The 10799-nt window shown below is 62.6% G+C and carries 9 protein-coding genes; 5 read left to right on the top strand and 4 right to left on the bottom strand.

Translation table 11 applies throughout. The annotated features are described in order from the left end of the window. The 3 genes from IVB32_RS09100 to IVB32_RS09090 form a co-directional block, all read right to left on the bottom strand. Window positions 1–716: molybdopterin cofactor-binding domain-containing protein (locus IVB32_RS09100; RefSeq protein WP_247410227.1), on the bottom strand; the 716-nt coding region annotated here is incomplete at its 3' end. Beyond that, window positions 713–1183 (bottom strand): (2Fe-2S)-binding protein, encoded by a 471-nt coding sequence (locus tag IVB32_RS09095; protein WP_247335148.1) that lies wholly within the window; start codon window positions 1181–1183, stop codon window positions 713–715. The genes IVB32_RS09095 and IVB32_RS09100, both read right to left, overlap by 4 nt. 15 nt (window positions 1184–1198) lie before the next feature. After that, window positions 1199–2155 (bottom strand): tripartite tricarboxylate transporter substrate binding protein, encoded by a 957-nt coding sequence (locus tag IVB32_RS09090; protein ID WP_247372955.1) that lies wholly within the window; start codon window positions 2153–2155, stop codon window positions 1199–1201. A gap of 252 nt (window positions 2156–2407) precedes the next feature. On the opposite strand from IVB32_RS09090, the gene IVB32_RS09085 reads away from it, so the two are divergent. Continuing rightward, window positions 2408–4498, top strand: a complete 2091-nt coding sequence (locus IVB32_RS09085; RefSeq protein WP_247410225.1) for a molybdopterin-dependent oxidoreductase — start codon at window positions 2408–2410, stop codon at window positions 4496–4498. Between the two features lie 141 nt (window positions 4499–4639). Continuing rightward, window positions 4640–5422, top strand: coding sequence for an enoyl-CoA hydratase/isomerase family protein (locus tag IVB32_RS09080; protein WP_247410223.1), 783 nt, complete (start codon window positions 4640–4642; stop codon window positions 5420–5422). Between the two features lie 48 nt (window positions 5423–5470). Here the strand turns inward: IVB32_RS09080 and IVB32_RS09075 are convergent, their stop codons facing one another. Beyond that, entirely contained in the window at window positions 5471–6772 is a 1302-nt protein-coding gene (locus tag IVB32_RS09075) for a hypothetical protein (RefSeq protein ID WP_247410221.1), read from the bottom strand. 1425 nt (window positions 6773–8197) lie between these two features. On the opposite strand from IVB32_RS09075, the gene IVB32_RS09070 reads away from it, so the two are divergent. The 3 genes from IVB32_RS09070 (at window position 8198) to IVB32_RS09060 (ending at window position 10554) form a co-directional block, all read left to right on the top strand. Further along, window positions 8198–9148, top strand: coding sequence for a zincin-like metallopeptidase domain-containing protein (locus tag IVB32_RS09070; RefSeq protein WP_247410219.1), 951 nt, complete (start codon window positions 8198–8200; stop codon window positions 9146–9148). 108 nt (window positions 9149–9256) lie between these two features. Beyond that, on the top strand, window positions 9257–9493 hold the full coding sequence (locus IVB32_RS09065; RefSeq protein WP_247410217.1) for a hypothetical protein: 237 nt from the start codon (window positions 9257–9259) through the stop codon (window positions 9491–9493). Continuing rightward, window positions 9493–10554, top strand: a complete 1062-nt coding sequence (locus tag IVB32_RS09060) for a toprim domain-containing protein (RefSeq protein WP_247405938.1) — start codon at window positions 9493–9495, stop codon at window positions 10552–10554. The genes IVB32_RS09065 and IVB32_RS09060 overlap by 1 nt, the downstream gene beginning before the upstream one ends. Window positions 10555–10799 lie beyond the last annotated feature (245 nt).

Raw genomic sequence — 10799 nt, 5'->3', positions numbered from 1 at the left:
ACCTCGCTGTCGGCAACCACGCCGGAAAAGCCGCCGTCGCGGACGATTGCGACGAGGCCGGGAACGGCTCGCGTCGCCGTCTCGTCGAGCGCGATCAGCCTGGCGCCCGAGATGTCCGGCCGCAGCACGCGTCCGTGCAGCAGGTCCGGCAGCGGACAGTCATGGATAAAGCGCGGCCGTGCCAACACCTTGTCGGGAATGTCGACGCGCTGGACCGAATGTCCGGCCACAGTGCGCTTGGCGACAATCTTCGCCGTCGCGCCCGCAATGGCGTCGTGGTCGAGCGAAACGTCGCCGGCCAACTCCCAATAGCTGGTCCTGACATTTCCGGGGCCCGAGATCGTGCCGTCCTGGATATCGAGCAGCGACGCATCGACACCGAGACGTTCGGATGCCGCGGCGAGGAAGCGCTGGCGCACCTCGGCACAGGCGTGGCGCAGCGCGCGGCCGGACTGCTGGATCGAAAGGCTGCCCGAGGTGACGCCCTCGTTCGGGCTTGCCGCCGTGGAGGCGCGGATCATCTCGATGCGGCCAATATCGACGTCGAGCTCGTCGGCTGCGATCTGTGCCAGGGCCGTGACGATGCCCTGGCCGATCTCGACCTTGCCGGGCGAGATCGCCACACGGCCGTCGCCGACGAGCTTCACCCAGGATGACAGCTTTGGATTGGCCGCAAGGCTAACCGGCAGTGTCGGGGCAGGGGACGGCGCACTCATGATGTCGCCATCTCCGCGGCCGCCCGCAACACGGCGCGGACCATGCGGTTGTGCGATCCGCAGCGGCACAGATTGCGATCAAGCGCGGTTCTCACCTCCGCCTCCGTCGGCGACGGATTGCGCTTCAGCAGCGCCGCCGCGCTGATCAGGATTCCCGATACGCAATAGCCGCATTGCATCGCCTGCTCAGAGATAAAGGCGCGTTGCAGCGGATGCGGTTGCTCCGCGGTGCCGAGGCCTTCCACCGTGACGACCTCCTTGTTGGCGACCGACCACATCGGCATGTCGCAGGAGGCCATCGCGCGATCACCGACCATGACATGGCAGGCGCCGCACTCGCCGGCCCCGCAGCCGAAATGCGGACTTGTGACGCCGAGCCGGCCGCGCAGCACATCGAGCAATGTCTGATCCGGATCGGCATCCACGGCCGCCGCCGTGCCGTTGAGCTGGAATTGAATGGTCGGCATTGTCGCGCTACGGCCTCAGGACTTGTCGAACTTCTTGACCACGTCCGCCCATTTCTCGATGTCGCCGCGCAGGAACTTGTCGAATTCCTCCGGCGTCATCGACATGGGCACCGCGCCCTGCGCAGTCCAGAGTTTGACGATGTCGGGCCGCTTCACCATTGCGTTCACGGCGGCATTGAGCTTGTCGATTACGGGTTTCGGCGTGCCGGCCGGAGCCATTAGGCCGAGCCAGATCGTGGCTTCATAGCCAGATACGCCCGCCTCGATCGCTGTCGGCACGTTCGGCAGCACGGCTGAGCGCTGCTTGCCGGTGGTCGCGAGCGCGCGGACCTGGTTCTCGCCGATGTTCGGCGCCATCGCCGGCACCGCGTCGATCATCATCTGCACCTGCCCGCCGATCACGCCACTGCGGGCCTCGCCACTGTTGCGGTAGGGGACATGGACGAGATCGATGCCGGCCATCGCTTTGAACAGCTCGCCGGCCATGTGATAGGGCGTGCCCTGGCCGGAGGAGGCGTAGTTCAATTTGCCCGGCTGCGACTTGGCGAGGGCGACGAACTCCTGCAGCGTCTTCGCTGCGACTTGCGGGTTCACCACGATGACGAGATCGGAAGAGTTCACCGGTGCGATCGGCGCGAGGTCGCGCATCAGCTCGTATTTGCGCTTGTCCGGCGTCAACAGCGATTCGTTCGCGGTCTGCGTGTTGGACATCATCAACAGCGTGTAGCCGTCGGCGGGCGACTTCGCCGCTTCGACCGTGCCGATGACGCCGCCGGCGCCGGTGCGGTTCTCGATCACGAAGGGCTGGCCAAAACTCTCCTGGAGCGCATTGCCGATCTGCCGGGCGGCCACATCGGCCGGCCCGCCGGCGCCGAAGGGCACGACGATCCGGACCGAATGGCTGGGATAGTCCTGCGCCAGGGACGGTGCTGCGGAGCATGCGCTGAGCAGGCCGGCGGCCAGCGCCAGCATGAATTGTCGGGCCGTCACACCCACCTCCCTGATGTCGTTCTTGTTGCTTGGCACTGTAGCGGCAGGGGAGGCGGACTGTCGACGCCTCACAAAGCCGATGGCGCCTGGAATATCGGGCGGTTTTCGGTGTGGCGGGGCCGCTCTTCGCGGTCGCGGCAGGAACCGGCTGCGCACGCGGTCTGAGCAAATCGCATGGGCGTTGCCGGATAAATACCCTCGGCTGACAGGTATTTTGGTGTTACCAAATTGGACATGAACCAGCACGCCAAGATCGAAATCCGCCATTCGACCTGTCCGCATGATTGCCCGTCGGCCTGTGCGCTCGACATTGAGGTGGTCGAGGGACGCAGCATCGGTCGTGTCCGCGGTTCGAAAAAGCAGACCTATACGGCCGGCGTGGTCTGCGCCAAGGTCGCCCGTTATGCCGAGCGTATCCATCATCCCGATCGGGTGACCTATCCCATGCGCCGCACCGGGCCGAAGGGCTCCGGCCAATTCGCGCGGATCAGCTGGGACGAGGCGCTGGACGAGATTGCGGATCGCTTCAACCGGGCCGAGCGCGAATTCGGCGCGGAGTCAATCTGGCCCTATTATTACGCCGGCACGATGGGGCTGGTGATGCGCGACGGCCTCAACCGCCTCACCCATGTGAAGAAATATTCGCGGTTCTATCAGACCATCTGCGCCAATGTCGGCCGCATCGGGTTCGCGATCGGCACCGGCAAGATCGCCGGCGTCGATCCGCGCGAGATGGCGCTGTCCGATCTGGTGGTGATCTGGGGCACCAACCCCGTCAACACCCAGGTCAACGTGATGACGCACGCCGCCCGTGCCCGGAAGGAGCGCGGCGCCAAGATCGCGGCGGTCGATATCTACGACAACGAGACCATGAAGCAGGCGGATATCAAGATCATCCTGCGGCCCGGCACCGACGGCGCGTTCGCCTGCGGCGTGATGCACGTCCTGTTCCGCGACGGCTATGCAGATCGCGCCTATATGGACAAGTACACCGATTGCCCTGATGAGCTCGAGGCGCATCTGAAGACGCGTAACCCCGAATGGGCATCCGCGATTTCAGGCGTGCCGGTGGCGGAGATCGAGGCTTTTGCCAAACTGGTCGGCGAGACCAAGCGGACCTTCTTCCGGCTCGGCTACGGCTTCACCCGCTCGCGCAACGGCGCGGCGCAGATGCATGCCGCCAACTGCATTCCCGCGGTAACCGGCGCCTGGCAATATGAAGGCGGCGGCGCCTTCTTCAACAATTACGCGCTGTGGCACTTCAACGAATCCATCATCGAAGGCCACGACGCCATCGACCCAGCTATCCGCGCGCTCGACCAGTCGCAGATCGGCCGCATCCTCACCGGCGATTCCAAGGCTCTGCACGGCAAGGGTCCGGTCAAGGCGCTGCTGATCCAGAACACCAACCCGATGACGGTGGCACCGGAACAGGCACTGGTGCGGCAGGGGTTTGCGCGCGAGGATCTGTTCGTCGCGGTGCACGAGCAGTTCATGACCGAGACGGCCGAGATGGCCGACATCGTGCTGCCGGCGACGATGTTCATGGAGCATGACGATCTCTATTACGGTGGCGGGCACCAGCACATCTCGGTTGGGCCGAAGCTGATCGACCCGCCCGGGGAATGCCGCTCCAACCACGAGGTGTTGCAGGCGCTGGCGCCGCGGCTTGGCGCCAGGCATCCGGGGTTCGAGCTGACGCCGCGTGAATTGATCGACGCGACGCTGAAGCTGAGCGACCACGGCGACATTGCCGGCCTCGAAGCCGACCTCTGGCGCGACCTGCAGCCGGACTTCCGGACGTCGCATTATCTCGACGGCTTCGCCCACGCCGACAGGAAATTCCATTTCAAAGCGGATTGGGCGCATCCGCCGTTCGGCCAGACGATGGGTGACTACGACAAGATGCCGTCGCTGCCGGACCATTGGGCGGTGATCGAGCATGCCGACCAGACCCATCCGTTCCGGCTTGCCACGAGCCCGTCGCGCAGCTTCCTCAACACGACCTTCAACGAGACGCCGTCCTCGCAGGCGCGCGAGGGCAAGGCGAGCGTGATGATCCATCCCCTGGATGCGGCCGCGCTCGACATCGCCCATGGCGATGCCGTGACGCTCGGCAACACCCGCGGCGAGACAACGCTGATCGCCACGCTGTTCGAGGGCGTGCGCCGGGGCGTGCTGATCGCGGAGTCCGTTCATCCCAACAAGAACCATTTCGGTAACCGCGGCATCAACATGCTGACGGGCGCGGACACCATCGCGCCGATCGGCGGCGCCGCTTTCCACGACAACAAGGTCTGGATCAGGAAAGGGGTGGCGGCCTGATCCGCAACATGCGCTTCGATCGGGTTACAAGTTTGTGTCGAGACGCTAAAGCGGCGCCGCGCCGCAGATTGCCCTTGCACCTTTGGCCCGAGCTGCCGCAAATGGCTGCAAAACGGGAGAGCCCAAGGAAGCGAGCGCGCCATGACCGACACCACAGCCGTGATCATCGAGAAGCGCGGGCAGGCGCTCTGGATCACCATCAACCGGCCGGAGAAACGCAACGCGCTGAATGGCGAGGTCATCGCCGGCATCGCACGCGGCTATCGCGACGCCCATGACGACAAGGATGTCCGCGTCATCGTGCTGACGGGGGCGGGCGACAAGGCGTTCTGCGCCGGTGCGGACCTGCAGAATTCCGGCGCGGCTTTCGCGATGGATCATTCGAAGCCGAATGTCGACTATGCCGATCTGTTGCGCTTGTCGCAGAACGCGACCAAGCCCGCGATTGCGCGCGTTGGCGGCGTCTGCATGGCCGGCGGCATGGGCCTGCTCTGCATGACCGACATGGCCGTCGCCGCCGATCACGTCATCTTCGGCCTGCCGGAAGTCAAGGTCGGCGTATTCCCGATGCAGGTGTTGAGCCTGTTGCAGTCCATCGCTCCATCTCGCCTCGTCAACGAATGGGCGCTGACCGGCGAGCCGTTCGACGCGAAAGCGGCGCTGGCAGCGGGCTTGCTCAATTACATCGTGCCCACGGCCGAGCTGGATGCCAAGGTCGACTGGCTGATCGGCCGCATCGTCGACAAATCCCCGACCGCGATCCGCCGCGGCAAATACGCGATGCGCGCGATCGCCTCGATGTCGTTCGACGAGAGCATCGCCTACACCGAAAGCCAGATCGCGCTGCTCGCCATGACCGAGGACGCCAAGGAAGGGCTGAAAGCGTTCAGCGAAAAGCGCAAACCAGTGTGGACAGGAAAATAGGCGATTCTTTCAGCGTATTCATCGGTTCTGCCGTCGGCCGACGTGCCTTTATTCCGAGGGGGGACTGGCGTTTAGCCGAATAAGGAGAGATCTTGTCCGCTCTTCGCGACGCTTTTTTGTGGCAATGATCAACTGCCTGGCCGTACGCTTGGCGTAGGTTGGCAGTTGGCGACTTGATCTATGACGACCAGCCGCGCGCAACTCTGCATCCGTGAGATCGCTGTCGGCGCCCTCGGTAAATCCTCCGTGTCGGAAAGACCTAAAAGAAAGCTCCTGACGTAGGCCAGCCTCTGTGATGATGGTTTTTACCACACTACGGAGATAGCGGAGATCCTTGCGTGGGGTAATCCATGGTAGCGGGATTGCCGACTGACGATGCGCATGATCACGACGGAATACCAGACCGGAGAGGGTGGTCCTCTTGATCTCGTCGAGTTCCTCCATAAGCTCAGGAAAGAGAGGGGTGCCGGTTTCGTCCGATAGGGGCCACCAGGCCTCCTCTCCATTCTTCGGATGCACGATTCTGACGCTATTTGGCCGCTCGCTGGGTCGATAGTGCGAAATGTCGAAGGCGCCAAACACGTGCTGCTCTCGTTGCAGCCACTCCCACGACAATAAAGCAGCTGTTGCGATCGAGCGGTAATCAAGCTTTCTCGCGGCAGCTCTGAACGCGACGAGTTCGTCCCAAGTTGCGGTCGGTGTGGGCCGTATCGGTTGCCCAGGCGGATGAGATTTTAGTCCCATCCGGGAAAACGGATTGGTCGCTGGTACGATCCGTTCTTGAGCACGCTGACCAACGAACCAAGCACGGCGACAGGCCGCCATGGCCATAGTTACATAGCGACGACGCTCGCGAACGACGACCTCTCCACTGTTATTGACTTTCGTCACGCACAATAATTTTCGATAAACTGCGTCGACGAACGCTTTGGTGAAATCGGACAACTGTTTAGACCCAACGCGACTTCCATCTTTCAGCTCGTGATTGGCGAACAGTGCGAGACTTTTTGTATAGTGCCGCTGCGTAGCGCTTTCGATTTCGGTCCACTTCTGGTGAGCTTGGAAGACGCCGACGAGCCAATCGAACGTGCCGGGTTCGATCGTCGCCGGCATGATGTCGCTTAGACCCCGTGAGTGCCAACTGTCGAACGCCGGCAGGAGGACTTTCTCTGCCCGCTCGACGGCAGTTGCGTAATCGCAGCCTAGAGCTTCAGGGTTTAAATCGCAGCCCTGTCGACGAGCCCAGGTTGGGGGTTCAAAATAGTAGGCTATTCTATTCTTCGCTAATATTTTGCGGCGACAATAACGGGGCAGATGCGATGCCTTTTCAAGCGAAATCACACCAGGCATAAAAGATCCTCCCCCTGCTTAAGATCTCTTTTTCGGGTCGACGCTGCGAAGTGATCCATAGTCGCCTTCGACCAAACTGGCTGGCGCAGGCGCCCAGTTCCGCGAAAGCCGATTGGCGGGGGGGCGTCTCCTCGGCTGATCGCGCGCGTGAGTTCGCTTGTGTCTCCAAAGTCAAGGTAAGCGGCGGCCATGTCCGCTCTCATCATCGTGGGCCAGGTTCCAGCGAGAGGGTAGCGGGCAGGTAGTGCGGTGCGCGGCGAGACTAAGCGGTTTGATCTGACTGCTGAATGCCCGTGGTGTAACATGTGCTGATTCCACTGACGAACGAGACGGGATCTGGTCGATCCGGATTGCTCTTCGTCCCTGGTCGGGGGAGCGAGAGTTCGGATTGCGGATCAAGCGGAGTGTTACGGCCAAAGAGTTTGCACCTCTACTGCAAAGGGCGGCCCGGCGGGAAAAGGCTGGATTGGCGCGCGAAAAGGAAGCCTTTGGTGTGTAGTTCTCCAAGAAAGCCAATGTCGCTCGCGAAAGAAAAGGGGAACAGTTGCGGCGCTCCGTTGGTAGGGGCCGGTATCCGGCAGCCAGATGCTTTGGATGATAGGTCAATCGTCAATCCGACAGGTCCGATGGGAGACTTGTATCGAAGCCTTCGGATCGCTTTCGAGCGTCGGAATTTGAACGTGCGGGTTGGACTAAGCAGGCTATGGTTGCTGGGCTGAGCACTGCTCGGCCGGCCATTGCTCGAATGGTTCAATTGCTCACGTATTCGGAATGATAGTTGCAGATATCCGTGAGCTGCAGGCCTTTCGTGATGCGCTTGAGCCGGATGGACGATGCAAGGCAGAATGCAGCCCGAACTGCGCCTGGATGGGTAAATAGGACTAAGAGACTTTTCGACGCGCCGACGAATTCAAGCGACGAAACGAGGTCCTCTGGTCGAGCCCTGGCGAGTTCTCCCGTTTGCGCGCGTGCGGCTGCGCCGCAACGGGCTCTTGTGAACCGAGCCGCGCTGCGTCTCGGCCATCCGGCTTCGATCCCTCGCGCAGGGATAGCGGAGCTCCTCGCCGGGGGCACTCGGAAAAGGGGCTCGCCTTGCGGCGATCGCTATCACTGCCCCGTTCCCGGGTGCCGCTATTAAACCGGTCTCGTCGCTGCACTCGGATCCGCGTGCCCCTTCGGGTCGCGATGCTCACGCTCTCCGGGTGCCATTTTCCATAGGGCGATACGCCCCTGGCGCACGCCTGGTGGGGCCTGCGGCCCCGGTCGCTCAACTCAATTTCCATGAAGATACGATGGAAGGCGGGCTGCGTTACAGATTTCGCATTCTCTCAATTAGGAGGAGAGAGTCAGAGTGTCGGCCGGGTTTTGCCATGACGGGTTACAGGCTGCGAGAGAGGCTCGCGGTCCCCGTCGCGGAGACCCGCGATGTCCAGACACTATCTTCGGGCGCGCACCGGTGAGGACCGGGCAAGCCTTTATGACGACATCACCAACAAGATCATCGCCGAGCTGGAGGCTGGCCGAGTGCCGTGGGTGAAGCCCTGGGGCACGGCGGCGGCGAAGGCGCCTTTGGCCATGCCGAAAAGCGCAGCATCCGGCCATCAATACAGCGGCATTAACATTTTATTTCTCTGGGGTGCCGCGACCGAACACGGATTTACAGGGCAGAGCTGGCTTACCTTCCGCCAGGCGCTGTCGCTCGGTGGTCACGTCCGCAAGGGCGAGCGCGGCACGACCGTCGTCTACGCCGACCGCTTCGTGCCGGTCGACGAAAAACGCCGCGCACATGAGACCGGTGAGGAAGCGCAGGGCATTCCGTTCCTCAAGCGCTTCACGGTCTTCAACAGCGATCAATGTGACGGCCTGCCGCCAGAGATCGCAAAAACGGCGCCACCTCCGCCGCCAGGCCTGATCGAGCCGCAGGTCGAATACCTGATCAAGGCGACCGGCATCGACTTCCGCATCGGCGGCAACCGTGCCTTCTATATGCCGACGGTAGATTATGTGCAGGTGCCGCCTCCGCAGGCCTATTTTGAACCAATCAATTGGCATCGAACGGCCCTCCACGAGCTGGCGCATGCCAGTGGCCATCCATCGCGCCTCAACCGTGACCTGTCAGGCAGCTACGGTACCAAGAAGTATGCCTTTGAGGAGCTGGTTGCGGAAATCTCGTCTGCGTTCAGTTGCGCCTCGCTCGGCATCGTGCCGATGGTGCGGCATGCCGACTATATCGGCTCATGGCTTGAAGTCTTGCGCGAGGACAAACGTGCCATTGTCCGGGCTGCTTCCAAGGCCAGCAAGGTTGCCGATTATCTGCTTGGCTTTCTCCCAGAACCCGTCGGCGACATGCCGAGGGAGGACCAGCAGGCGGCGTAAGGCTCTGCTCGGTGGCCGCGGTCACAAGAGTAAGAGGGGCAGGGTCGTTTCCGTGACGGGTTGGAGGCCGAGAGAGAGGCTCCCGGCTGCCTGTCGTGGAGAATCAGCATGCCAAAAGCTGTCCAAAAGATCACGTCGGCCGATGTCGGAGTGATCCGTGGAAAGCGCATCGAAGTGTCGGGATCCCATGCCAAGATGCGCAAGAGCTTGCGAGGCTACGGCCTCTTTATCACCTTTTGTAAGCTCCGCATGTTCGTGCGGATGCACGCGAGCGGCATAGAGATGCTGTCGAAGGTGCTCAACCGGTATCCAGTCGAAGGTGTCCTTTGGCAGGAGGCGGCCTGATGTCCCGCCAACCTTGCGAACTGGCACGCCGCCTTGCGCGAGAGGCGGAGGCGGTATGCCGACGCTATCTCTCCAATGGCAAGCGGGCGGGGCGGTATTGGGTGGTCGGCGACGTCCACAACAACCCGGGCCGCTCACTATTTGTGCGGCTCCAGGAATCGCCGAAGGGAGCGGCGGGCAAGTGGACCGATGCCGCAACCGGCGCGCATGGTGATCTCCTCGACATCATCCGCGAAACGCTGGCTTTGCGAGACTTTCGTGAGGTCGCCGAGGAGGCGAGGCGCTTTTTGAACCTGCCTCGCTCTGAGCAGAAGCTGGCCCCAAGCCCTCTTCCCTCAGTCGTACCGCCCCGATCGCAGGAAGCCGCCCGTCGGCTCTTTGCGATATCCCGCCCGATCGAGGGGACCATTGCCGAGGCTTATTTGCAGGGCCGCGGCATAACCCGCATCCACCATGGCGGCAGTCTGCGCTTCCATCCACGCTGCTACTATCGGCCGGACGACCATCTGCCGACCGAAACCTGGCCGGCAATGATCGCCGGCGTCACGAATCTCGATGGTCGGATCACCGGCGTGCACCGGACCTGGCTCGATCCGGACGGCTTTGATCGCGTGCGGCTCGGCAAGGCTCCGATCGATACGCCACGGCGCGCGATGGGCGATCTGCTCGGCAACGCCGTTCGGTTCGGCGTGGTGGATGACGTGCTCGCTGCCGGCGAGGGTATCGAGACCATGCTTTCGCTACGCTATTTGCTGCCGACTATGCCGATGGCGGCCGCGCTTTCGGCTAATCACCTCTCCGCCATGACGCTGGCGTCTAGCCTGCGCCGGCTCTACATTGCGCGCGATGCCGATGCCGCCGGTGGTGCGGTGGTGGCAACTCTCAGCCAGCGCGCAGCAGACGCCGGCATTGAAGCGATCGTGCTGTCGCCCTGGCTGGGCGACTTCAACGAAGATCTGCAGCTATTCGGTCTCGAAGCCCTCCGAGCAGCGCTGCGGTTTCAGCTTGCGCCAGAGGATGTCGTTCGCTTCCTGCATTCGTCGATCGTGGCCGCGGAATAGCTCCCGGTCTTTGATCGACGTTGATGGGCCGGTCATAGGCGAGGCCAATACCGGAAGAGGACGCGACCTCGGCCTTCTAGAGGGCGATCGGACGGCAGCCGGCCCGGGCCGGCAATGGCTGCCTCCGGCTATTTTCCGCCGCGCGCCAGCGATGTGAAGACACATCATGCAGTTGGCCGCGCGCTTTGCATCGCGAAGCAAAATAGCCGGCCTCCGCCATCCTCCGCTGCCGCTTCGGCCCTGTC

This window comes from Bradyrhizobium sp. 23, from assembly GCF_023073295.1.
Classification (GTDB): domain Bacteria; phylum Pseudomonadota; class Alphaproteobacteria; order Rhizobiales; family Xanthobacteraceae; genus Bradyrhizobium; species Bradyrhizobium canariense_D.
The sequence above is the reverse complement of the archived record's forward strand: the minus strand, read 5'-3'. Positions and strand labels throughout refer to the sequence as shown.

Excerpts from the sequence above, each read along its gene's own strand:
- IVB32_RS09070 (WP_247410219.1), top strand. The coding sequence starts at position 8,198 with ATGTCCAGACACTATCTTCGGGCGCGCACCGGTGAGGACCGGGCAAGC.
- IVB32_RS09065 (WP_247410217.1), top strand. The coding sequence starts at position 9,257 with ATGCCAAAAGCTGTCCAAAAGATCACGTCGGCCGATGTCGGAGTGATC.
- IVB32_RS09080 (WP_247410223.1), top strand. The coding sequence starts at position 4,640 with ATGACCGACACCACAGCCGTGATCATCGAGAAGCGCGGGCAGGCGCTC.
- IVB32_RS09075 (WP_247410221.1), bottom strand. The coding sequence starts at position 6,772 with ATGCCTGGTGTGATTTCGCTTGAAAAGGCATCGCATCTGCCCCGTTAT.
- IVB32_RS09085 (WP_247410225.1), top strand. The coding sequence starts at position 2,408 with ATGAACCAGCACGCCAAGATCGAAATCCGCCATTCGACCTGTCCGCAT.
- IVB32_RS09090 (WP_247372955.1), bottom strand. The coding sequence starts at position 2,155 with ATGCTGGCGCTGGCCGCCGGCCTGCTCAGCGCATGCTCCGCAGCACCG.
- IVB32_RS09095 (WP_247335148.1), bottom strand. The coding sequence starts at position 1,183 with ATGCCGACCATTCAATTCCAGCTCAACGGCACGGCGGCGGCCGTGGAT.
- IVB32_RS09060 (WP_247405938.1), top strand. The coding sequence starts at position 9,493 with ATGTCCCGCCAACCTTGCGAACTGGCACGCCGCCTTGCGCGAGAGGCG.